22 protein-coding genes are annotated in these 23,588 nt (G+C 65.0%); 17 read left to right on the top strand and 5 right to left on the bottom strand.

What is annotated here, in order from left to right; genetic code table 11:
- Positions 1 to 6 precede the first annotated feature (6 nt).
- From XH96_RS04415 to XH96_RS04405, 3 genes are all read left to right on the top strand, one after another.
- The gene (locus XH96_RS04415) at positions 7 to 2,775 is read left to right on the top strand and encodes a DUF2235 domain-containing protein (protein WP_194391222.1); all 2,769 of its coding nucleotides are present in this window, start codon (positions 7 to 9) and stop codon (positions 2,773 to 2,775) included.
- A 131-nt stretch (positions 2,776 to 2,906) separates the two neighbouring features.
- Positions 2,907 to 3,590, top strand: a complete 684-nt coding sequence (locus tag XH96_RS04410; RefSeq protein WP_194391221.1) for a response regulator transcription factor — start codon at positions 2,907 to 2,909, stop codon at positions 3,588 to 3,590.
- A complete protein-coding gene (locus XH96_RS04405) occupies positions 3,587 to 5,524 on the top strand; it encodes an ATP-binding protein (protein ID WP_194391220.1) in 1,938 nt (645 codons plus the stop codon). Before XH96_RS04410 ends, XH96_RS04405 begins: the two co-directional genes overlap by 4 nt.
- A 135-nt stretch (positions 5,525 to 5,659) precedes the next feature.
- Here the strand turns inward: XH96_RS04405 and XH96_RS04400 are convergent, their stop codons facing one another.
- Positions 5,660 to 5,950: a hypothetical protein gene (locus tag XH96_RS04400; protein WP_194391219.1), complete on the bottom strand. Its 291-nt coding sequence runs from the start codon at positions 5,948 to 5,950 to the stop codon at positions 5,660 to 5,662.
- A gap of 235 nt (positions 5,951 to 6,185) precedes the next feature.
- Here XH96_RS04400 and XH96_RS04395 point away from each other — a divergent pair, with 235 nt between their 5' ends.
- On the top strand, positions 6,186 to 6,410 hold the full coding sequence (locus XH96_RS04395; RefSeq protein WP_131872197.1) for a cysteine rich repeat-containing protein: 225 nt from the start codon (positions 6,186 to 6,188) through the stop codon (positions 6,408 to 6,410).
- Positions 6,411 to 6,631: 221 nt separating this feature from the next.
- On the opposite strand, the gene XH96_RS04390 is transcribed toward XH96_RS04395, so the two are convergent.
- Together XH96_RS04390 and mddA are read right to left on the bottom strand one after the other, a co-directional pair.
- Positions 6,632 to 7,054, bottom strand: coding sequence for a GFA family protein (locus XH96_RS04390; protein WP_124161317.1), 423 nt, complete (start codon positions 7,052 to 7,054; stop codon positions 6,632 to 6,634).
- Between the two features lie 91 nt (positions 7,055 to 7,145).
- Positions 7,146 to 7,934 carry a methanethiol S-methyltransferase gene (mddA, locus tag XH96_RS04385; RefSeq protein ID WP_194391218.1) on the bottom strand — a complete coding sequence of 263 codons (789 nt, stop codon included), beginning with the start codon at positions 7,932 to 7,934 and terminating at the stop codon, positions 7,146 to 7,148.
- Positions 7,935 to 8,067: 133 nt separating this feature from the next.
- Between mddA and XH96_RS04380 the strand changes: the two genes are divergently transcribed.
- Positions 8,068 to 9,615, top strand: coding sequence for a winged helix-turn-helix domain-containing tetratricopeptide repeat protein (locus tag XH96_RS04380; protein WP_194391217.1), 1,548 nt, complete (start codon positions 8,068 to 8,070; stop codon positions 9,613 to 9,615).
- Between the two features lie 9 nt (positions 9,616 to 9,624).
- Here the strand turns inward: XH96_RS04380 and irr are convergent, their stop codons facing one another.
- Complete coding sequence (irr, locus tag XH96_RS04375) at positions 9,625 to 10,110, bottom strand: Fur family transcriptional regulator Irr (RefSeq protein WP_194391216.1); 486 nt, start codon at positions 10,108 to 10,110, stop codon at positions 9,625 to 9,627.
- Here irr and XH96_RS04370 point away from each other — a divergent pair.
- The 12 genes from XH96_RS04370 to XH96_RS04315 all read left to right on the top strand — a co-directional run bounded on the left by XH96_RS04370 (position 10,109) and on the right by XH96_RS04315 (position 22,847).
- Positions 10,109 to 10,363, top strand: coding sequence for a hypothetical protein (locus XH96_RS04370; RefSeq protein ID WP_194391215.1), 255 nt, complete (start codon positions 10,109 to 10,111; stop codon positions 10,361 to 10,363). The two genes, irr and XH96_RS04370, sit on opposite strands and share 2 nt — an antisense overlap.
- Before the next feature lie 285 nt (positions 10,364 to 10,648).
- Positions 10,649 to 12,199 (top strand): ABC transporter substrate-binding protein, encoded by a 1,551-nt coding sequence (locus tag XH96_RS04365; protein WP_194391214.1) that lies wholly within the window; start codon positions 10,649 to 10,651, stop codon positions 12,197 to 12,199.
- A 246-nt stretch (positions 12,200 to 12,445) separates the two neighbouring features.
- A complete protein-coding gene (locus XH96_RS04360) occupies positions 12,446 to 13,417 on the top strand; it encodes an ABC transporter permease (RefSeq protein WP_194394031.1) in 972 nt (323 codons plus the stop codon).
- Entirely contained in the window at positions 13,414 to 14,253 is an 840-nt protein-coding gene (locus tag XH96_RS04355; RefSeq protein ID WP_194391213.1) for an ABC transporter permease, read from the top strand. Before XH96_RS04360 ends, XH96_RS04355 begins: the two co-directional genes overlap by 4 nt.
- 1 nt (position 14,254) lies before the next feature.
- The gene (locus XH96_RS04350) at positions 14,255 to 15,874 is read left to right on the top strand and encodes an ABC transporter ATP-binding protein (RefSeq protein ID WP_194391212.1); all 1,620 of its coding nucleotides are present in this window, start codon (positions 14,255 to 14,257) and stop codon (positions 15,872 to 15,874) included.
- 361 nt (positions 15,875 to 16,235) lie between these two features.
- Positions 16,236 to 16,403 (top strand): hypothetical protein, encoded by a 168-nt coding sequence (locus XH96_RS04345; protein WP_165936251.1) that lies wholly within the window; start codon positions 16,236 to 16,238, stop codon positions 16,401 to 16,403.
- A gap of 6 nt (positions 16,404 to 16,409) precedes the next feature.
- Positions 16,410 to 16,619, top strand: coding sequence for a hypothetical protein (locus XH96_RS04340; RefSeq protein WP_194391211.1), 210 nt, complete (start codon positions 16,410 to 16,412; stop codon positions 16,617 to 16,619).
- 209 nt (positions 16,620 to 16,828) lie between these two features.
- The gene (locus XH96_RS04335; protein ID WP_194391210.1) at positions 16,829 to 17,770 is read left to right on the top strand and encodes an AEC family transporter; all 942 of its coding nucleotides are present in this window, start codon (positions 16,829 to 16,831) and stop codon (positions 17,768 to 17,770) included.
- 185 nt (positions 17,771 to 17,955) lie between these two features.
- Complete coding sequence (locus XH96_RS04330) at positions 17,956 to 18,276, top strand: hypothetical protein (protein ID WP_061882463.1); 321 nt, start codon at positions 17,956 to 17,958, stop codon at positions 18,274 to 18,276.
- A gap of 226 nt (positions 18,277 to 18,502) precedes the next feature.
- Positions 18,503 to 19,228, top strand: a complete 726-nt coding sequence (locus XH96_RS04325) for an outer membrane protein (RefSeq protein ID WP_194391209.1) — start codon at positions 18,503 to 18,505, stop codon at positions 19,226 to 19,228.
- A 163-nt stretch (positions 19,229 to 19,391) separates the two neighbouring features.
- Positions 19,392 to 21,548 carry a methyl-accepting chemotaxis protein gene (locus XH96_RS04320; RefSeq protein WP_194391208.1) on the top strand — a complete coding sequence of 719 codons (2,157 nt, stop codon included), beginning with the start codon at positions 19,392 to 19,394 and terminating at the stop codon, positions 21,546 to 21,548.
- A gap of 237 nt (positions 21,549 to 21,785) precedes the next feature.
- Entirely contained in the window at positions 21,786 to 22,847 is a 1,062-nt protein-coding gene (locus tag XH96_RS04315; protein ID WP_194391207.1) for an MBL fold metallo-hydrolase, read from the top strand.
- A 40-nt stretch (positions 22,848 to 22,887) separates the two neighbouring features.
- On the opposite strand, the gene aroQ is transcribed toward XH96_RS04315, so the two are convergent.
- Positions 22,888 to 23,319, bottom strand: a complete 432-nt coding sequence (aroQ, locus tag XH96_RS04310; protein ID WP_028178139.1) for a type II 3-dehydroquinate dehydratase — start codon at positions 23,317 to 23,319, stop codon at positions 22,888 to 22,890.
- Positions 23,320 to 23,588 lie beyond the last annotated feature (269 nt).

The raw sequence follows: 23,588 nt of genomic DNA, 5'->3' as shown, positions 1-23,588 counted from the left end.
GAGCCCATGCCGCACAATGACGGTGCGCCGAACGGCGATCCCATTGGACATCACGAGGCGCCCGTCGGCTCGAATGCGGGCGCGGCCACAGCCCCATCGCGGCGCAAGTTGGTGCTGTTTGCCGACGGGACGGGCAACGCCTTCACCGCGCAGGAGTCCAGCGTCTGGCGACTCTATGAGGCGCTCGACCACACCGAACCGGACCAGATCGCCTACTATATCAAGGGCGTCGGGACCGCCGGGTGGGCCCCGCTTGCTGCGCTCGACGGTGCCACCGGCATCGGCGTGCCCTCCAACGTCCGAAAACTCTATCGCTTCCTGTGCTGGAATTGGCGGGAGGGCGACGAGATCTACATCTTCGGCTTCAGCCGCGGCGCCTTCACCGCGCGCACGCTGGCGGCGCTGATCGCGAGCCAGGGGCTGGTGCCGGCGGAGATCAAGGGCGAGCCGCTGTCGCATGCCGAGATGGGACGCAACGCCATGGCGGCGTGGCGGGCCTACCGCCGCGGTACCGTGCCGTTGCAGAAGAGCCTGCCGACGATCTGGATCGCGCGCCTCATCCGCGATGCCCTGCTCTACCTCTATCATGCGATCTGCCGGCACCGCGCTTACGCCGATGTCCGCGCCGCGATGAACGGCCGCAAGGACGTCAACATCGAATTCCTTGGCCTGTTCGACACGGTCGAAGCTTTCGGCGTCCCGATCGAGGAGCTGCGTGTTGCGATCGATTGGGCGATCTGGCCAATCTCGTTCCGCAATCACCGGCCCGCGCACAAGGTGAAGCACATCTGCCACGCGCTGGCGCTGGATGACGAGCGCACAACCTTTCATCCACTGCGGATCGACCATAGCCGTTTGGCGGCCGGCCAGACCGTCGAGGAGGTGTGGTTCGCAGGCGTCCATTCCGACATCGGCGGCGGCTATCCGGAATCCACCCTGTCCTTCGTGCCGCTGGTCTGGATGATCGAGCAGCTCGGTGGGCAGCTTCGTTTCCAGAATGGATCCATCGAGCATTTCCAGGCCTATCAGTCGGCGATCGGACCTCGCCATGATTCACGCAGCGGCGCGGCGGTGCTGTACCGATACGATCCTCGTCCGATCCTCGGTGGCAGGGAGAATGGCGGCCCGCCTGTGGTGCACTTCGCGGTGGTCGAGCGGATGTTGTTCGGCTGCGACGACTACGCGCCGATCATGCTTCCTGCGAATGCACGCGTGCTGATGCCGGACGGAAGCATCCAGGAGCTCACCGACGGCGGCACGCACAAGGCAATGCAGGAGGCTTATCTCAAGAAGGCGAAGAGCCTGGCGAGCAAGGAGGGGGCCGGCGCCTTCACCGCCATGGCAGCGCCCGACGCCGAGATGGTCAATCTCGCGCACGGCGCGGTGTGGTGGCGACGCATCGCCTATTTCTCGCTCCTCGCCATGGCGGGCGTGATCGTCGCCTGGCCGTGGATCGCGCGCAAGATCGTCGAACTGTCGGTGGATAACGGCCTGCGCGATACTCTCGTGCTGCGGATCATCACCGACATCGACTGGGGTCTCGGCGCCTTGGTCGGGTCCATCGCCAACACGCTCAGGAACGTCTTGCCGTCCTATGCCGGACCATGGCTCGACATCGCGCTTTACTATCCCTTCCTGACCTCGCTCGTCGTGCTGCTTGCGTGGGGCGTCTGGCATGTGAACTCCCGGCTGCGCGATGGCATCCAGGAGCGCGCGCGGCTCGCATGGTACCGGCCGGACCGCAAGGCAAGCGTGAAGAACCTCAGCAGACTGAACTTCTTGTTCAAATTCGGCGGCTTCATGCAGAGAAATGCCGGCTGGATACGTTTCCCGTTCGCCAAGTTCGTGATTCCGGTCGTCTCCATCATCGCGATCTATGGCTCGGGTCTTCTGATCGGCTCAAGCAGCTTCTTCACCTGGCGCGTCGCGACGGGACAGGTTTGCGAGAGCCCGGAAACAAAAGCGGAAAGGGAAACGAGAGCGGGGACAAAGGTGCCGGCGAATATCGCGCCGGCCCAGCCGGTAGGCGACGACGCCGTGCAGGCGCCCGAGCCATTCAAGGTCGACCAGTTCTGCTGGGCGAGCAGACTCGCGGTCGAGAAGGGCCGCAAATACCGCGTCTGGATCGATATGGAAGACCCCTGGTTCGACCGCACGATCATGACCGGCGTCAATGGATTCCAGACCTACGAAATCCATCACTACTTCGCCTTGCCGCTTCGACGGCTGTTCGGCGCGAACTGGTTTCAGCCGCTGGTGCGCGTCGGCGAGAAGGGCTTGAACGACCAACCGCTGCAAGCCGTGAATGCGATGTCCTCCGACGAGCTGCCCCGCAGGATGAATCCGACCCTCCCCGCGGAAAAGGACAACGACAAGTCGAAGAACAGATATCCCGTCCATCTCGAAGATGCGACGGAGCTGCCGGATCCCGCCGACACGGAGAAGCTGAAGAAACTGAAGAGCGACGTGGCCGGGATGAGCACATTCGATGCGCTTCCGAAGAGCGATACGGCCCGCAAGGTCTGGGACGCACAGAAGCTGGCAGACCGGATGGTTGCCGAGTTCGTGGCGCCGGACTCCGGTGAGCTGTTCTTCTACGTCAACGACGCCGTGCAGATCTTTCCGGGCTTCCTGCGATGGATGCTCCCGACAAGATACGCCGCCTATTTCGGACCGGACGACCAGTACTACAGGAACAACAGTGGCACGGCGCGGATGACGGTGCAGCGGCTACCGACCCCCGACAAGCCGGCGTCCTCGCCGGCGAACAAATAGAGCCATGACCGGCGTGATCCGCCGCGCTCCGAAAGACTTGCCGCCCCCATGATTATGGGTGTCGCGGCATCCGCGCTGCGGTTAAACTTGCCTCGCGCCGCGGGGGACACGCGGGTCGCGGGACGATGATCATGACCGAACAGGGCGAGACCGGTGAGGCCATCACCATCCTCCTCGTCGAGGACGACGCGCCGACCTGCTGGCGGCTCCAGGATGCGCTGGTCAAGGCCGGTTACGAGGTGCGTAGCGCCGGCACGCTCGCGGAGGCGCGGCAGGCCCTGAGCGGCGGCGCGCCGCGCGTGCTGCTGACCGACCTGCGGCTGCCCGACGGCCACGGCGTCGAGCTGATCCGCGAGATGAGGCGGCGCTTTCCCGACACCGAGATCATGGTGATCTCCGCGCTCGGCGACGAGGAGAGCGTGATCTCCGCGATCACGGTCGGCGCCACCGGCTATCTGCTCAAGGACGCCTTCCCCACCGACATCGCCACCACCGTGCGCGACCTGGTCGCCGGCCATTCGCCGATCTCGGCCTCGATCGCCCGTTTCATCGTGCGCAGAACGCAAGGCGTCGCACAGAATTCGGCCGAGCCGCCGCCCGGCCCCGCGCTCAACACGGCAAGACTGACCCCGCGCGAGATCGACATCCTGTGGGGCATCGCGAAGGGCTTCAGCTATGCCGAGATCGCGAGCCATCTCGGCCTGTCCAGGCAGACCGTGCCCGGCCACATCAAGAACATCTATCGCAAGCTCGAAGTGCACACGCGCAGCGAAGCGGTGTTCGAGGCGGTGCAGCAGGGCCTGATCAAGCTGTGAGCGAGATCGCGGCCAAAGCACCGACGGAGGCACCAGCCAAACCCGCGCGGCGCCGTCTGCTGGCCTCACGCCTCGTGCCCTATCTGCTGTTCCAGGCGCTGATCGTGATCGCCACCATTCTCGGCTTGCGGCTGCTTCAACCGAGCGACCCCGAGGATTTTGCGCTCAGCGGATTCACGCTGCAGGAGGACGGCGTCACGCGCCCCGTGACGCTGCCGCATTTCACGTCGTCGCGCTACTCCCTGGCCGACCCGCCATTCTACACCGGCGCCTTCACCTTCCAGAGCGGCGATGCGGCCTCGGGCTGGTCGGTGTTCCTGCCGCGCTTCAGCAACGCGGTCGAGGTCGCCGTCAACGGCGTCGTCGTGCTCGACTCCCGGCGCGATGCCAACGCCAACCGGCCCGACCGCAACACGCCGCAGATCGCGCTCATCCCCGCTTCGCTGCTGCGCGAGGGCGGCAACGAGATCACGGTGCGGCTGTTCGTGTGGGGGCCGCTCAAAGGCTTCCTCGACACCGTCTATGTCGGACCGGATGCGGCCTTGCGCCCTGCCTACGAGACACGCACGCTGCTGTTCGTCACGCTGCCGGTGGTGTTCTCCGCCTGGCAGGCGATCCTGGCCGTCATCCTCGCGATCATGTGGCTGATGCGGCGCCGCGAGCCGGTCTATGGCGTGCTGGCGGTGGCGATGGTGCTCGGCGTGGTGCAGGCGTTCGCGCAGGCGCCGGTGCCGCCAGCCAACGCATCCCGGCTCGCCGCGGTGCTGCTGGCGTCCGCGCCGATCGAGAGCGCGCTGGTCGTCGTGTTCGGCGTGCTGTTCTTCGGCTGGCGCTGGCCGCGCTACGGCACGCTGCTGTTCGTGCCCGGCATCCTCGTGTTCGTGGTCGGGCTGATCGGCGGCCCGCCGCTGCCGCGGATCCTCTTCCTGGTACTCGGCATTCCCACCGTCGGGCTCTGCCTGTTCCTGATGGCCTGCGTCACGGCTGCCGCGGTGGTACGGCGGCAGGACGCGGCGAGCTTCATGATCGGCTGCGCGGTGACCATCGTGCTGGTCTGCTGGATCCAGGACATGCTTACGGTGCTCGAGATCGAGACCAACGATCGCATCTTCGTCTCGCGTCTGTCCTATTCGGCGATGCTGGTCGCGATCGGCGCCGGGCTGACCTGGCGCTTTGCCCGCGCGTTGAACCAGGTCGACAGCTTTGCCGGGCAGCTCGTGACGCGCGTGCGCGAAGCCGAGGAACGGCTGAAGGCGAGCTTCGCCCGCGAAGAGGAGCGCGCCCGCGCCGCCGCGCTCGCCAACGAGCGCACGCGCCTGATGCGGGACCTGCATGACGGCCTCGGCGGGCAGCTCGTGAGCATCGTCGCATTGTCCGAGCGCGGCAGTGAGGGCGCGACCATCACGGACGCGGCCCGCGCGGCGCTGAAGGACCTGCGCCTCGTCATCGACTCCATGGACGACATCGGCGGCGACCTGATGCTCGCGCTCGGCTCCTGGCGCGAGCGCGCGACCGCGCAATTGCGGCCGCACGACATCGCTCTCGACTGGCGCGTGGCGACGCCGCAGGGCCTGCCGCTGCATCCCGAGCTGAGGCCATGGCACGTCATCCAGATCGTGCGCATCCTCGACGAGGCCGTGACCAACGCGGCCAAGCACGCACAGGCCCGCCACGTCGCGGTCACCATCGAGACGCATGACGGCGGCCTGGGGCCTTACGGCGTGATCAGCGTCACGGATGACGGCCGTGGCCTTGCGATGGCCGGCAATTGCGATGCCGCGGCCGCAGGCCAGACCGCCCGTGGCCTGCGCAACATGAGAAGCCGTGCCGCGCGCTGCGACGCGGTGCTCGACCTGAGCTCGGATGCCACCGGCACGCGCGTGCGGCTGCAATTGCCGCAGCGCTTTCCCGACAGCGACATGGCTGCGGGCTGAAAAGCCCCCTCTCCGGACGTGTGGGGCGCACGGAGAGAGGGGACGGGCCGGGTGATTGCCTGCGGAGGACGGGGGGTGTTCGTCCGCAGGCTCCGTTGGCCCGAAGCAATGCAATCAAATCAATCGAATGAAATATCAGCGCACGCCGACGCGATTGACCGGACCGCCGCGATTCATCGGCGTACCTGCGCGCACGCCGACGCCGGGCGCGCCGACACCGGGGGTCGCCACCGCAGCCCGCGCAACCGGAGCTCCCGGCGCGACCACCACCGCCGCAGTCGGCCGCACCACGCAGCCCTTGGGCACCCCGACGGTCTTGCAATAGACCACCGCCTGCGCCGGGCTCGTGCCCAGCGACACCACCGCCGCGCCCGCCAGGGCCATGATCGTCAGCCCGGCGCTCAGCGCTCCAGCTCTCTTCGACATCTTGTTCTCCTGCTTCCCGTTCGGCGTCCCGATGCAATCACCGGGTTTCGCAGCCGAGGTGCAGCCTGAATGGCAAAAGTCGGCGCTGGGATACATGCCATGAAGATGGGGGTACGGCGGGCGGGACACAGAGCCGGTGCCATGAACATGGCATGGACCCACGGCTGGGCTTCGCGAGATGGTCCGGCCCGCCTGATCCCGGTCGGGACCAACCACGATTCCAAAGAGGTGCCTTATGAAAATTTCGGTTCTTGCCGCGCTGCTGCTCACCGCTGCCGCCCTGCCGGCTGCTGCACAGTCCGGCCCATCGATCCAGGAGCAAATGGCCTGCCGCGGCGACGCCAGCAAATTCTGCGCCGAACATGTCGGCAAGCCGCCGCAGATGAATGCCTGCCTGCGCGAGAACAAGTCGAAGCTCTCGGACTCCTGCCGCAAGGTCGTTGAATCCCGTGGCGGCTAGTCTTTCGTCCCTCTCCCCATTGGAGAAGACCGCGAGGGCGGCGCTCTGCCGCCCTCTCGAGAGACAGCTTCGGCATTGGGAGAGGCCTCAGCGCACGCCTCGTCCTTCGCGACGGCGCTTACGCGCCTCCTCAGGATGAGGCTCCTCATCCTGCGGAGCCCGCCTTGAAGCGGGCGTCTCGAAGGATGGCCGCAGGGAGGAGCCTTCAACTGAAGGCGCCGCTACTCCTGCATCATCTCGCCGCTGCCGCCGAACTCGGCCGGAAAATCCTTCAGCTTGGGCAGGCCGTCGCGCATCGGCAGCACGGTCTCGGCATAGTTGACGTGGACGCCGGGCGCGAACGCGAGCGTCGGGATGGTGGCGGCGAAGACGTCGACCAGACCGAGCGGCGGATGGTTGGTCATGAGATGGCCACCGCACTTCCTGCAATATTTGCGCTGGCTGAGCGGCGTCTTGACGAAGGTCTCGACGTTCTGAGCGCCTTCGGTGATGCGCACTGCCTCGGGCTTCCACAGGCTGAAGGCGTTGACCGGACCGCCCGACCAGGAGCGGCAGGAGCGGCAATGGCAATAGCCCATCGCCTCCGGTGCACCCGTGACCTCGACCGTGACCGCGCCACAGAAGCAGTTTCCGACATGTTTCATTTGGGCGTCTCCGTTCTTTTTTTGGGATCATCATTGCGCGTCGGCGCCCCGCGCGTCCTCCTTGCGGTGGACGCGCGGGGCGAGGCCGAGACTATACCGACCGGCGCCAGGGGATAAGCATGGAGACGCGTTGCCTGTACTGCCGATACTCTTCGCCGAAGAGATCGACGAGATCGTTCTCCTCGAGCGCGATGCCGACAAAGATGTAGAGCGTGGTCACGGCCGCGAACAGCAGGTGGCCCACGGTCATGGTCGGCGCCGCCCAGAACGCGATGATGAAGCCGAGATAGATCGGATGGCGAACGAACTTGTAGAGCAGCGGCGTCTTGAAGCGCGGCGGCGCCGTCTCCTTGCCGGCGAGATGGTCGGTCACCTGATGCAGTCCGAACAGCTCGAAATGGTTGATCATGAAGGTCGAGGTGAACACCAGCACCCAGCCGGCGAAGGACAGCGTGACCAGCGTCACGGCAACATCCGGATTCTCGACGTTCCATATGACCGACGGCAGCGGGCGCCATTGCCAGAACAGGAGCAGCAATGACAGGCTCGCGAACAGAACATAGGTCGAGCGCTCAACCGGCTTGGGCACGAATTGCGTCCACCAGGCCTTGAACTGCCTGCGTGCCATCACGCTGTGCTGAAGGGCGAACAGCGTCATCAGGAGGAGATTGATGATGAGGGCCTCGACCGTCGACGAGTCGCTTCCGGTGTCGATGGTCTTGGGCACCATCACCCCCATGACGAAACCGATGGCGTAGAGAATGGTGAGGAAAAACACGAGATATGCCGCAATTCCGTACAGAAAGGCGATGAACTTGAAAATGCGAGAGCCCGTCACCTCCGGGCCGATGGAATGAACCTGTTGATCAAGTTGGGTCATGAAATGCTCCGTTGTGCCGAGATATCGACACTGTTTGGTCTCCGCACCATGCCGGATCGGACTTCCCAAGACTTTCGCGGACAGTTGATTTTCGCCTGAGACGACTTTGATTTTTGCTTGAGACGATGAAAACGTGCGATTTCGCTTTGAAAACAACGTGCTCGACGGCGACCTGCGGGAGCTCACTTGCGACGGGGCAGCCGTTCCGTTGCAGCCGCAAGTGTTCGATCTCTTGCTTTATCTGGTCACGCAACGCGCGCGAGTGGTCAGCAAGGGTGACCTGATCAGCCAGATCTGGGGCGACCGCATCGTCTCGGATTCCGCCCTGAACAGCCGGATCAACGCCGCGCGCAAGGCGATTGGCGACGACGGCGCGGCCCAGCGGCTGATCAAGACCATTCCGCGCAAGGGCTTTCGTTTCGTCGGCGAGGTCCGGGAAGAAGCGGCAGCATCCCCCGCGCGGGCGGGAACCGTGCCCACTCCCCCGCGCGTGGCGGACCGCCCGGCAATCGCGGTGCTCGCCTTCGAGAACATGAGCGGCGATCCCGCGCAGGACTATTTCGGCGACGGGATCAGCGAAGACATCCTCACCGCGCTGTCGAAACAGCGCTGGTTCATGGTGATCGCCCGCAACTCGTCCTTCACCTACAAGGGGCGCGCGGTCCACATCAGGCAGATCGCCGAGGAGCTCGGCGTCCGCTACGTCGTCGAAGGCAGCGTGCGCAAGGCGGACAACCGGGTGCGCATCACCGCACAGCTCAACGACGCCGTGTCGGGCAATCATCTCTGGGCCGAGCGCTATGACCGCGAGCTCGTCGACGTCTTCGCCGTGCAGGACGAGATCACCAACGCGATCGCCGCCGCGATCGAGCCGCAGATCCACGCGGCCGAGAATTTCCGCAGCCATCGCAAGCCGCCGGCGAGCCTGGACGCCTGGGACCTCTTGATGCGCGCGCTGTCGCATTACTGGCGCGTGACCCGGCAGGATCACGACGACGCCCGGGGGCTGCTCGAGCGCGCGATTGCAATCGATCCGAACTACGGCCACGCGCTGTCGCTGCTGGCCGTGAACGCCATGTTCGGCGTGCATCTCGGCTGGGCCGAGCTGGCCGCGGTCGCTCCGGTCGCGGAAGCCGCCGCGCTCGCTGCGGTGCGCTGCGACCATGAGGACGCCTGGGCCCATGCCGCGCTCGGCAGCGTCTGCTTCTCGACACGCAGGCTTGCGGACGCGCTGTCCGAGTTCGAGCAGGCGCTCGCGCTCAATCCGAACTTCTCGCTGGCGCAGGGCTATTACGCGCTGGCGCTGTCCTATGCCGGACGCTCGAAGGACTCGTTCGAGGCTGCGCAAAAGGCGATCCGGCTGTCGCCGCGCGATCCGTCACTGGCGATCTACCACGGTATCGCCGCCTATGCCCGCTTCACCGAGCGGCATTATGACGAGGCCATCGCGCTGGCGCGCGAGGCCATCCGCCACCGCGGCGACCTCACCGGCGCCTACCGGGTGCTCGCGGTCTCCGCAGGCATGACGGGTGACGGAGCGCTTGCGGAGATGGCGCTCGGCGAGCTCCGTCGCACCCAACCCAACATCTCACTGCACTGGATCGCGACGCAACTGCCGTGGGCCAATGACGGGGATCGCGAGCACTATCTGGAGGGATTTCGGCGGGCGGGCTTGCGGTAAAGCGCGGCGCTACGTTCTCTTCCGGCGCAGGTGGACGATGACGTCAAGTCGCGCGATCTCGTGGCCTGGAAGCGCCTCGGGCACTTTTGTGAAGGCTAGGCCGTCGGTAACGTCGACCAGCATATCCTCGCCTTCGAGATAGAAGTGAGGATGCACGGACGTGTCGGTGTCGAAGAACGACTTGATGCCGTCGGCCGCGATCCGGCGCAGCAGGCCGGCTTCGGTGAACTGGTTCAGCGTATTGTAGACGGTCGCGAGCGACAGATACGCGTTCGTCGCCATCGCCTCTTCGTAGAGGCTCTCCGCGGTGACGTGACGATGGCCGCCCAGGAACAGCAACTGGCCCAGCGCCAGGCGCTGGCGCGTCGGACGCAGGCCGGCATTGTTCAGCAATTGCAGGCAGTGCTGCACACCCGCCTCCGACGAGAGATCGAGGCCGGCGACGTCAGGCCCGCTATCGTCATCCCCAGGGATCGTCGTGGCCTGAATGTCCATGGATCGTCTCACAGCTCAAGGAAACGGGACGCGCAATGCCGCGTCCCGCCAGTTGCCATTCGATCGCAAAAGCGGTGGCTCGGCTTTGATCCGGATCAAATTCGCAGCGGATCCGCCACTGACCGATGGTGAGGACGGTCATGAACTCACCGGTAGCCTCGCGGCTCTAAGGACGATATTTCGCACCGCGGACAAACTGGCAGAGGTGCTTGCCGGTGCTGCAGCGGGCGCGTGGCGCAGAATGACGGCCTGATGCTTTTGGTCGCAGGCGCAGGCTTGTGCAATCACGACCGACATTGCCGCGAGGCCGCCTGGTCGCCCGGCGCGAGCCAGCCTGACGTCGCAGAAGGACCCGCGGCAGAAACAGGACGCCCTGTACATTTTTTGTGCGAACACTGTCGAGACTTTCATCTTGCGGCGCCGAACGAGACTGTGTGAGCCTCGATATCGGATGGGGATTGGGATGGGCCGACCGTCGCTTTGCGCGCCAGGACGTTGCGAAGCGTTCACGGCTGGCCTCGCTTGAGAAAGATACGACATGTCAAAACGAGTGTTGCTTGGTCTTCTCCTGGCTTGCGGCCTCACGGCCTCGGCGCTGGCGCAACAGCCGAAAACAGGGGGCACGATCAATGCCGTGATCCAGCCCGAGCCACCCGGCCTGATGCTTGCGCAGATCCAGAACGGCCCGACCCAGATGGTGTCGGGCAACATCTTCGAAGGCCTGCTGCGCTACAGTCCCAAGCTCGAGCCGCAGCCGGAGCTTGCCGAGAGCTGGAGCGTCAGCGAGGACGCCAAGACCTACACCTTCAAGCTCAAGAAGGGCGTGACCTGGCATGACGGCAAGCCCTTCACCGCCGCCGACGTCTTGTTCTCGATCGAGATGCTGAAGCAGACCCACGCGCGCGCCCGCAACAATCTCGCGCAGGTCGAGAAGGTCGAGGCGCCCGACGACTACACGGTGGTGTTCACGTTGAAGCAGCCGTTCGGGCCTTTCCTCGGCATCTTCGAGGTCGGCTCGATGCCGATGGTGCCGAAGCATCTCTACGAAGGCACCGACTGGAAGACCAATCCCTACAACAACGCGCCGGTGGGCACCGGCCCCTTCATGTTCAAGGAATGGCAGAAGGGCTCGTTCATCCGCCTGGTCAAGAACCCGAACTACCACGAGAAGGGCAAGCCCTATCTCGACGAGATCTACTGGCAGGTCATTCCCGACGCCGCGGCACGATCGGTGGCGTACGAGACCGGCAAGGTCGACGTGCTGCCCGGCGGCTCGGTCGAGAATTTCGACGTTCCGCGGCTGTCCAAGCTGAAGGACACCTGCGTCACCGGCGCCGGCTGGGAGTTCTTCTCGCCGCTGGCGTGGCTGTGGCTGAACAACCGCCAGGGGCCGCTCGCGGACAAGCGGGTGCGGCAGGCGATCATGTACGCGATCGACCGCGACTTCGCCAAGGACGTGATCTGGAACGGGCTCGGCAAGGTCGCGACCGGCCCGTCAGCCTCGACCATCAAGTTCTACACCGACGACGTGAAGAAATATCCGTACGATCCGGCCAAGGCCAAGGCGCTGTTGAAGGAAGCCGGCTACAAGGGCGAGAAGATCCGCCTGCTGCCGCTCGCCTATGGCGAGACCTGGCAGCGCTGGGGCGAAGCAGTGAAGCAGAATCTCCAGGACGTCGGCATGACCATCGAGACGATCGCCACCGACGTTGCCGGCGGCAACCAGAAGATCGCGGAGTGGGACTACGACATCGCCTTCACCTATTTGTACCAGTACGGCGATCCCGCACTCGGGGTGGGGCGCAACTACGTCTCCAGTGCGATCGCCAAGGGCCAGATGTTCAACAACGTCGAGGGCTACTCCAACCCGGAGATCGACAAGCTGTTCGCCGACGGCGCGGTCGCGACGCCGGATTCCAAGCGCAAGGAGATCTACGAGAAGGCGCAGAAGATCTTGGTCGAGGACGTGCCGGTGGCCTGGATGCTCGAGCTGCAGTTCCCGACCATCATGCGTTGCAAGGTCAAGAACCTGATCACCACGGGGATCGGGGTCAATGACGGCTTCAAGGACGCATGGCTCGACAAATAGTCACAATGCGCGTCCGATCCTTCTGCGATGGCTCCCGCCACATGACCTCCGATCGAGCCGCAAACTCGCTGCACCTCCCCCGCTTGCGGGGGAGGTCGACGCGCTCGCAGAGCGCGGCGGGAGAGAGCTTTCTCCTCTTGGCGTCCTCTCTGCGGAAATACCCTCTCCCCTGCCCTCTCCCGCAAGCGGGAGAGGGAGCGCACCATGATTCTGGCTGCGTTCAACCTGATCCGATCGCCATCTGAAATGCTCTCCTTTGTTGCCCAGCGTGTCGTGAAGGGCGTGATCGTCCTGCTCGCGATCGTCGTCCTCAATTTCTTCCTGATTCGCCTCGCGCCCGGCGATCCCGCGGTGGTGATGGCGGGCGAGGCCGGGGCCACCGATCAGGTCTTCGTCAAGCAGCTCCGGGAGAAGTTCGGCCTCGACAAGCCGCTGCCCGAGCAGCTCTTCATCTACGTCAAGGGCATCGCGACCCTCGACCTCGGCTTCTCCTTCCGCCAGCAGGCGCCGGTCGCAAAGCTGATCGGCGAGCGGCTGCCGGCGACGCTGCTCTTGACACTGACCGCCTTCGCGATCTCGCTCGCGCTCGGCATCCTGTTCGGCACCTTCGCCGCGCGCTTTGCCGGCACCTTCCTCGACACCGGCATCACCGTGTTCGCGCTGATCTTCTACGCCATGCCGATCTTCTGGGTGGCGCTGATGGGCATCCTCCTGTTCTCGGTCACCTTCGACTGGCTGCCGAGCTTCGGCTACGACACGGTCGGCGGCAACTATACGGGCCTTGCCCATGTGATCGATGTCGCCAAGCATCTGATCATGCCGGCGATGACCCTCGGCCTGTTCTTCATGGCGACCTATACCCGCATGACGCGCGCCTCGATGCTGGAGGTGAAACGGCTCGACTTCGTCAAGACGGCGCGTGCGAAAGGTCTCTCCGACGCCGTGATCCAGCGCCGTCACGTGCTGCGCAACGCGCTGCTTCCCGTCGTGACGCTCGCCGGCGTCCATTCGGGCACGCTGATCGGCGGCGCCGTCATCACCGAGACCGTGTTCGCCTGGCCGGGCATCGGGCGCCTGATGTACGACGCGCTGCTGCAGCGGGACTACAATCTGCTGCTCGGCGTCTTCGTGATCTGCTCCGCCATGGTCCTGATCTTCAACCTCATCACCGACCTGGTCTACCGGCTGGTCGACCCACGCATCGAATTCGCCTCATGAAACAGTTCTGGAAATCGATGCTGAAAAGCCCGAGCGGGGTCATCGGGCTCATCATCCTCCTGCTTGCGATCTCCGTCGCGGTGTTCGGGCCGATGCTGTTCCCGAACTCGCCGTGGCGCATGGTGCAGCGGCCGTTCCTGCCGCCCTTCACGCTCTCGTCCGTGCCGCTCGGCACCGACGCGCTCGGCCGCGACGTGTTCGCCGGCATGATCTTCGGCGCACGGGTGTCGCTGCTGGTCGGCCTCGTCTCCACGCTGGTCGCACTGATCGTCGGCGTGCCGATCGGCGCCATGGCCGGTTACTTCGGCGGCAAGGTCGATGACGCCCTGATGCGCTTCACCGAGTTCTTCCAGACCATTCCGAGCTTCGCGCTCGCGATCGTGCTGGTGGCGATCCTGCAGCCCTCGATCTATTCGATCGTCGCCTCGATCGCGGTGGTGAGCTGGCCGCCGGTCGCCCGCCTCGTCCGCGGCGAGGTGCTGTCGCTGCGCACGCGCGAATATGTCCAGGCCGCTGTGGTCACCGGCCAGAGCAACAGCTGGATCATCCTGCGCGAGATCCTGCCGAACGCGTTGTCGCCCGTGATCGTGCTGGCCTCGCTGATGGTGGCGACCGCGATCCTCCTGGAATCCTCGCTGTCGTTCCTCGGCCTCGGCGATCCCAACCTGATTTCCTGGGGCTACATGGTCGGCGCCGGCCGCACCGTGATCCGCCAGGCGTGGTGGATCACGGTGTTTCCCGGCATCGCCATCCTGATCTCGGTGCTCGGCCTCAATCTGATCGGTGAAGGCCTCAACGACGCGCTCAATCCGCGCCTCTCGCGCGAGGGACGCTGACATGACCGCGCCCGCCACCGTCTCCATCAAGAACCTGCGGATCGCGCTGCCCAAGAGCGCCGAACGGCCGTACGCCGTCGACGGCATCTCGCTGGACCTGCGGGCCGGCAAGATCGTCTGCGTGGTCGGCGAATCCGGTTCCGGCAAATCGATGTGCGCGCACGCGCTGATGGGCCTCTTGCCCGATACGGTCGACGTCACGGCCGGCGAGATCATGTTCGAGGGCCGCGACCTGCTCAAGCTCGACGACGACGGCTGGCGCGATCTGCGCGGCCGCCGGCTCGCGATGATCTTCCAGGAGCCGATGACGGCGCTCAATCCCTTGATGCGGATCGGCGACCAGATGGCGGAGATGTTCGAGGCGCACGGCCTGCTGACGCCGAGGGAGCGCCGCGCGAGGGCGCTTGCATTGGCACGCGAAGTCGGCCTGCCCGACCCGGAACGAATCGTGCGCGCCTACCCGCACCAGCTCTCCGGCGGCCAGCGCCAGCGCGCCATGATCGCAATGGCGCTCGCGCTCGAGCCGGCCGTGCTGGTCGCGGACGAGCCGACGACCGCGCTCGACGTCACCACGCAGGCGCAGATCCTGAAGCTGATCCGCAATCTCCAGCGCAACCGCAACATGGCGGTGATGTTCATCACCCATGATTTCGGCGTCGTCGCCGACATTGCCGACCAGGTCGTGGTGCTCAGGCACGGCAAGGTCGTCGAGGAAGGTCCCGCCGCGACCGTCTTCAGCGCGCCGCAGCACGACTACACCAAGGCGCTGCTCGCCGCGGTGCCGTCGATGGATCCGCCGGCGCGCGCTCCTCTCGACGATCGGGCCAGGGCCGTCGAGGTGATCGGGCTGGACAAGACCTACGTCACCTCGGGCGGCTGGTTTCGCGAGGACCGCCGCGTCGATGCGGCGCGCGCGGTCAATTTCAACATCCTCAAGGGCGAGACGCTCGGCCTGGTCGGCGAATCCGGCTCGGGCAAATCGTCCGTGGCGCGCCTGGTGATGCGGCTGATCGAGGCCGACCGCGGCACGGTGCGGATCGGTGAGACCGACCTGACCTCGCTTTCCGGCAAGGCGCTGCGCGCCGAGCGTCATCGCATCCAGATGATCTTTCAGGATCCATTCGCCTCGCTCAATCCGCGCCGCAAGATCGGTCACATCATCGCCGACGGCCCGATCGCGGCCGGCGTCGATCCGAAGGTCGCGTTCGACCGCGCCCGCGATCTTCTCAGGATGGTCGGCCTGGACGCCGGCGCGCTCGAACGCTATCCGCACGAATTCTCCGGCGGCCAGCGTCAGCGCATCGGCATTGCGCGCGCGCTTGCGCTCGAGCCGGAGATCATCGTCGCCGACGAGGCCGTCTCCGCACTCGACGTCTCGGTGCAGGCGCAGGTGTTGAAGCTGCTCGAAGACCTCAAGGCGCGTCTCGGCCTCTCGATGCTGTTCATCACCCACGATCTGCGCGTCGCAGCCCAGATCTGCGACCGCATCGCGGTAATGCAACGCGGCGCGATCGTCGAGCTGAAGCCGACCGCGCAACTGTTCGCCGCGCCCGAGCATGCCTATACGCGCGAGCTGCTCGCGGCGGTGCCGGGACGAAAGGAGCAAGCGCCGGCGGCCTGAGAGACCGGCCGGGCGCATGCACCGAATTTCGAGATCGTTCCAAAAACTTGCACGCCGCAAGAGGCGAAACATATTCGCTTCGGCAGCATTTGCTTCGTGAGACTTTCCTTGCCGACGGGCGCAAGGACAGGCCGACACAAGCATTCCCCCGCTCGGCTGCTGGAGCTGCGCAACTGACATGAAGTGGTAGACCGGCCTTGCAACCCAACAAGAACACCGGGACGTTGGGATGTGCGGTCACGCGCTTTTTATTCGGTCGTGACCGCCAAGCCGCTTCAAGGTCGACGGCGGCACCATAGATCAGGATTGAATGTTTTGCGTCATCTCATGACAGACTCATGAGTTGAGATTGGGAGCCACCATGGGCGAAGTCATTCGATTTGTCTCGAAATCCGAGCGCGAGCGAGCGCGTCTCATCCAGGAGGCGCGCGCCATCTACGACAGCATCTTTCCTCCGGCGGACTCGGCCGGCGAGGCGCAGGACGAACCGGCGATCGGTCGCACGTTCATCGGTCGCGACGGGGAGTAACGTATCGTGATCAAGATCATCGCCGTGCTTTGCAGTCTAGCCTCTCCCGCCAATTGTCACGAGCAGATCGTCACCACATCGGACTTTGCGCAAATCTCGGTGCAGTCCTGCCTGATGGGTGCGCCGCAACTCGCCGAATGGATGAACCAGCATCCGGCCGAACGACTCGCTGGATGGCGCTGCGTGATCGGTCAACAGACCGCCCGTGGAATCTAAGCCGGGGCGTCTCGATTCGGCGGAGTAAGCCGTTCTCGAGCCCCGGACGCATCGCAGCGCCGAGTCTTGCAGCTCCTGGGTCTCGGCTTGCGCTTCGCGCGTCCGGGACACGCCACTAAGCCTGCTCCTCGCTGAACGTTGGGCAGTGACGTCGCTCCATTCCCGGAGTAACCTCTTGTTGCGGCCATTGGCAGCAAGGGGGAAGCCGGATGGAGGTCGCCAGCCTCGTTCTTCCCGTATTCGCGATCATCGTCACCGGCTGGCTCGCGGGCGAGATTGGCTATCTCTCCCGCTCGCTTGCCGATGCCCTGGTCCACTTTGCCTACAACGTGGCGATGCCGGCGCTGCTGATCGTCACGATCGCCCAGGAGCCGGCGCGCAATCTGTTGGAATGGCGCTTTCTGCTCGCATTCGGCGGCGGCTCACTCATCTGCTTCGCCCTGGTGTTCCTGCCGGTCCGCACGGGTGGCAAACACGATCTCGCCAGCAGCACCATCCATGGGATGGCAGCCGCGATGACCAACACCGGATTCGTCGCGCTGCCGATCCTGCATGCAATCTACGGCCAACCCGCCGTCCTGCCCGCGGCTGTCGCGACGGTGTTCGTGGCCGCCGTGATGTTTCCGATCACGGTGATCCTGCTGGAAAAGCGCGATTCTCGCGGGCGGTCCGCGTTTTCTACGGGACTGGCAAAGCAAATCCTGTTCAATCCCATGGTGCTGTCGACGTTCATCGGCCTTGCGTGGGCGATAACGGGATTGCCGATTCCGGCGCCGGTCGCGGCCTACCTCAACATGATCGCTGCCGCGCTCACGCCGTGCGCGCTGTTTGCCATCGGGCTCGGCCTGTCCGTCGAGGGCCTGCGATCCAACCTGAAAGCGTCGTTTGCACTCGCGGCGGTGAAACTGGTGGTCATGCCGCTCATCGTGTACGGACTCTGCGCCGTCATGGGCCTCAACCCTCTGTACACGGTTGCGGCGGTCGTCTGCGCCGCCGTACCGACGGCGAAAACCGTGTATGTCCTCGCGCATGAGCACAAGGTGGAGGAGAAGCTGGTTGCGGCCACGGTCTCGATCACGACGATGCTGTCGGTCGCGACATTGCTGATCGCGCTCTATCTGCTCTCCGGACTGGTGAGTGGCACGGGTTGATCGGCCACCGGGGTCCCGCCTCGCTCTCTATCTCGTAGTATAGCTGCAGGAGGGGACCGAGTTGGACACGCCGACCGAGGGCCAATTTCAAGACGGAGCGCGGGGCACGCGCACCCGCCGCCTTCGGATGGACCCGAATCAGCGCTAGTGCATTGCGTTCAGCCACTTCCCTGGACGCGAGCAGCATGACCGGCCCCGAACTGAAGCAGCTTCGCAACGACCTCTCCGATGCCCTCGAGCGAAAGCTCTCGGCGGCCGATATGGCGAAGCTGTGCGGATTGCCGGAGAAGGGTGGCGCCGACACCATCCGGCGCTGGGAGGTCAGTGGCCCGACGCCGGCGGCGACCAGGGTTCTGCGCGTGCTTGCAATGGCGAGCGAGCGCTATCCGATCCTGGAGAAATTCGACATCTTCGATCGTCATGACGTGCGCGAGGAAGACCGGCCGGCAAAGCGCGCGGCCTTTCGCGAACAGATGCGCGATGAGGTGCGGCGGCGTCTTGGTTAACAAGAGGCGCGCGCAAGTTACCTGCGATGCGCGGAGTTAAGCTTTCCTTCACCACTTCTTAAGCCGCCATTAAGCACGAAAATCATTTACAGCCCAACAAGTTAGGTTGGCTGTCGCTGTGCCACGCATGTGACAGCATTTTCATCAAAAGCGAGCTATCTGCAAAACCAACGACGGCGCAGGAAAGCGCGCCTGCCGGGGACCTTACGTGTTGGAGTTCAAGACGATGAAGAAGATTCTGTTTGCGACCGTGGCGCTGCTCGTGGTGGGCGCGGCTGCGCCGGCCGTCGGCGCCGACCTCGGCAACCGCGGCTACTACAAGTCGCCCGCGCCGGCCTACGCCGCGCCGATCTACAATTGGACCGGCTTCTATATCGGCGGCCATGTCGGCGGCGCGTTCTCCAGCGACAACAATTTTAACGGCCTCTCCACCGGCAGCAACGGCAATGGCCGCTTCCTCGGCGGCGTGCAGGTCGGCGCGGACTGGCAGTTCAACCCGAATTTCGTGGTCGGCGTCGAAGGCCAGTATTCCTGGCTCACGGGCAGCGTCGGCGCAGTGTTTCCGGGCGGCATCGCCTATACCAATGACCAGCGCGGCCTCGGCTCGATCACCGGCCGCGTCGGCTATACCTGGGGCCCCGGCCTGTTGTACGTGAAGGGCGGCTACGCCTATTCGGACAACAACGAGAAGGTGACTGTGGGCGGCGTGCCGACCGGCTTCATCATCGATGGCGATCACCGCAACGGCTACACCGTCGGCGCCGGCCTGGAATACATGTTCGCTCCGAACTGGTCGGCCAAGGCCGAGTACCAGTACTACAATTTCGGCGATGCGCACTTCACGGCGGGGCCGCTGGTGGGCACCGGCAACTTCACCACCGACGACCATACCTTCAAGGCAGGCGTCAACTACCGCTTCAACTGGGCTGGCTCGGCGGTCGGGCCCTACTGACCGGTTATCAAAACCTTATCACGATGAAGGGCCGGCCTCGTTGCCGGCCCTTCTTTTTTCGCTCTGCGGAACATGCGCAACCAATTGTGCCAAGTGCGATTTTTTAACCGGTGCTGCCGATACTGCGCTCACAAACAGAAGCAAGAACATTGGGGGAATTTCGATGGCGATCCGTCTGGGCCTTGGCCGTTTCCTTGGCCGTTTCCGTCCTCGTTTCAGAATGCCGAAATGGGGCGTGCGCGGCAGCCTGTTCGCGGCCTTCGCAGTGATCGCGGGCATGGGCCTCGTGATCGCGGCCGGCGCGGGCCTGGCGCTGCAGAATCTCGGCGGACGCATGACCGAACTGAGCGGGCGGGACATTCCGCGCCTTGCCGCCAGCCTGCAACTGTCGGCCCTGAGCGCCAGCCTTGCGGCCCAGGGGCCTGCCCTGCTGGCGGCGCAAAGCGAGGACGCCCTGAGCGAGCGCACCAAGAAGCTCAAGGAATTGCAGGAGCAGACGCAGCAGAAGCTCAACGAAATCATTGAGCACGGCGGCGACAAGAGCGTCGTTTCCGGCCTCAGCGACACGATGAAGAGCATCAACGAGGCGGCTCAGAGCCTGGCGAAGGCCGCCCGCGAACGGCTCGATATCGCGGCCCTCCACGACAAGCAATATGACGCCCTTCGCAGCGCGCAGGGCGCGTTCGTCGGCGCCGCAAGCCCGGCGATGCTGGACGCGCAGACCCGTGTCAACGCCATCCTCGGTTCAGCCGACCTGTCAGCCGCAGACGCGACCGACGCCGCGCAGACCGTCGGCCAGCTCGGCAACGTCGTCGCCAGCGGCAATCTCGCCGCCGCCAACATGAGCGCGGCGCTGTCGGCGAACACGAGCGACAAGCTCGACGACATCCAGAAGGAGTTCAAGACCGCGCAGGGACGCCTGCGCTCCAACCTCGACCTGCTGCCGGACAACCAGGGCAACAAGATGCTGCGCGAAACGGCGGAAAAGCTGCTCGCGCTCGGCACCGGCAAGACCGGCGTGTTCAATCTGCGCGAGAAGGAGCTCGACTCCATCGACTATGGCCAGACCATCCTGGACGAGACCCGCAAGCTCAATGTCGGTCTCGGCATCAGCGTGCAGCAGCTCGTCGACGGCGTGCAGAAGGAGACCAACGCCTCGACCTTCCAGGCGCGGCAGGAGATTTCGCTCGCGACGTCGGTCATGCTGGCGATGGGCGCGTTGATGCTGGTCGGCTCGGCGCTGTTCGTGTGGCTCTATGTCGGCCGCAGCATCCTGCGCCGGATCGGCGCCCTGCATCAGTCGATGCAGCTGCTCGCGAACGGCGACCTCGAAACCGACATCTACCGCTCGAAGAACCACAACGACGAGATCTCGGTGATGGCGAACACGCTGCAAGTGTTCCGGGAGAGCATGATCGAGGCCCGCGCGCTGGCGAGCGAGCAGGACAGGGACCGTATCGCCAAGACCGAGCGTGCCACGCGCATGGAAGCGAAGATCGCCGAATTCGAAAGCACGGTGCGCTCGGCGCTCGACAATCTCGCGCAGTCGGCCAATTCGATGCAATCGACCGCGCAGAGCATGTCGAACACCGCCGACCAGTCCAACGCGCTCGTGAACGCAGTCGCCTCCGCCGCTGAGGAAACGTCTGTCAATGTGCAGACCGTGTCGGCCGGCACCGAGCAGCTGTCCTCCTCGATCCAGGAGATCAGCCGCCAGGTCGTGACCTCCGCCGAGATCGCCAAGAAGGCGGTCGACGAAGCGGGAGCGACCGACGCTACCGTGCAGAGCCTCGCCGACAGCGCGAGCCGCATCAGCGTTGTCGTCGACCTGATCCAGACCATCGCCTCGCAGACCAACCTGCTCGCGCTCAACGCGACCATCGAGGCCGCGCGCGCAGGCGAGGCCGGCCGCGGCTTCGCCGTGGTGGCCTCCGAAGTGAAGAGCCTGGCGAGCCAGACCGCCAAGGCGACGGACGAGATCCGCACCCAGATCGCCAGCATGCAAGAGGTCACGACCTCTGCGGTCGGCGCCATCCAGGGCATCGGCCGGATCATCGGCGAGATCAACGACGTCACCACGACAATCGCAGCCGCGGTCGAGGAACAGGGCGCCGCCACGCGCGAAATCGCCCGCAACATCCAGCATGCCGCCGGCGGCACCAGCGAAGTCTCCAGCAACATCGTCGGCGTCTCCACTGCGTCCGCCGAAGCGGGCGCTGCGGCAGGCGACGTGCTGAGCGCCTCGGACGCGCTCCGGCGCGAGGCCGATATGCTGCGCGGGGAAATCGACGCGTTCCTCAACGACATGCGGGCGGCCTGATCGTCTTTCCGGCGACTTTCGAAGCGGCGACGCCGGGATCCCGCACCACGATCTTCGGATTCTCAGGTGCGCAATCGCGCACCTGAGGTCGCGCTTACGCGCGCCCCGGAATGAAGGCATGTTTTGGCGACTTCAAACCGGGAGGCGGAAAACACGGCCGGTATGACGGCCATGCGGCGCCCGCCATGCGTGCTTTTTCGGCTGGCGCCCTGCGCGCGCTGGGTTTAAGCGGGTAGCATGAGCTCAAAAACCGACATCGCACAGTCCTCGGCCGAGGCCCTGCGCTACCCCTGGGAACAACACCCCGGCCCCGAAGAGGTCGTGGAGATCAGACCCGGCGTGCTGTGGGCGCGGCTGAAACTGCCATTCCGCCTCAACCACGTGAACATCTACCTGCTCGCCGACGGCGACGGCTATGCGATGATCGATGCCGGGTTCGGCAACGAGGAGACGATCGAGGCCTGGACGAAACTGTTCGAGGGGCCGCTGAAGGGCGTCAACATCACGCGCCTGATCGTCACCCACTCCCACCCCGACCATGTCGGCCTCGCCGGCTGGATCGTCGAGCGCTTCAACTGCCCGCTGGTGATGTCGCAGGTCGAATATCTGCAATCGGTCTATCACCAGAACCGCGGCACCGAGGAGCGGCGCGAGGCGCAGCGGCTGTTCTTCCGCCGTCACGGCATGGACGAGTCACTGACCGAGAAGCTGCTCGGGCGCGGCCAGGATTATCTCAAGCGCGTCTCGGTGCTGCCGCCGTCCTACCGCCGCATCTCGCACGGCGATGAGGTCGTGATCGGCACGCGCCGCTTCAAGGTGATCACCGGCGGCGGCCACGCGCTCGACCAGGTCATGCTGTATTGCGCCGACGACAAGCTGTTCCTCTCCGCCGACCAGGTGCTGAGCAAGATCTCGCCGAATGTCAGCGTCTGGGCGGTCGAGCCCGACCAGAACTCGCTCGGCGAATACCTGGCCTCGCTCGCGAGCCTCACCACCACCCTGCCCTATGATCTGCTGGTGCTGCCCGGCCATGGCGTGCCGTTCTATGGACTGAAGACCCGCATCAAGCAGCTCGCCGACCATCACGAGGAGCGCTGCCGGCTGATCGCGGAAGCCTGCCGCGAGATGCCGCAGACATCGCGCGCCTTGGTGCCTGTCGTGTTCAACAAGCACGTGCTGGACGAGCACCAGATGGGCTTTGCCGCCGGCGAACTCGTCGCCCACGTCAACTATATGATCGTCGAGGGCCGGCTGACGGCCGAGACAAAGGACGGCGTGCTGCAATTCAGGACGACGTGATTTCTTCGGCTCTCCCCGCAAGCGGGCGAGCGAGAAGTTCTCACTTCATGTTCGCAATCGCGTGCAGCGCCGCGACGTAGCCGAACGGTCCCAGCCCGCAGATCACGCCGGTCGCCACGAACGAGATCTTGGAGTGCCGGTGATATTCGTCGCGGGCGTGGATGTTGGAGATGTGGACCTCCAGCACCGGGCCCTCGAATGTCTTGATCGCGTCCATGATCGAAACCGAGGTGAAGGAGAGACCGGCCGGGTTGATGACGATGGCATCGGCATCCTGCCGCGCCGACTGGATCAGGTCGACGAGCACGCCCTCGTGGTTGGACTGGTGGAAGGCGAGCTTGAGCCCGAGCTTGGCGGCGGCGTCCTCGCAGCTCGCGTTGACCTCTGCGAGCGTCGTCGTGCCGTAGATGTGCGGCTCGCGGATGCCGAGCATATTGAGGTTGGGACCGTTGAGGATCATGACACGCTTCATCGGGGCTTCCTTTCGCATGGGCTGTCCGACTGACCGGCACGCCGCCCCAGCCGGGCAAGGCTATGGCGTCGGTGCAACCAGCTTGGCCATCATGGATGGTGCGCGCGCCATGGACAAAATGTCCACGGCAGCCCTGCCTCCCCCCGGTCGGGCCGGTCGCGGCCGGCAGTCCTGTGCTAGGCGCTTGATCCAAATCAACAATCGCCATCGGACCGGCGGTTATCAATTGGCACGCTCGCCTTGCCTCAAATGTGTGCTGGCGCATAGAC

This window comes from Bradyrhizobium sp. CCBAU 51765, assembly GCF_015291725.1.
GTDB classification, from domain to species: Bacteria; Pseudomonadota; Alphaproteobacteria; order Rhizobiales; family Xanthobacteraceae; genus Bradyrhizobium; species Bradyrhizobium liaoningense.
The sequence above is the reverse complement of the archived record's forward strand: the minus strand, read 5'-3'. Positions and strand labels throughout refer to the sequence as shown.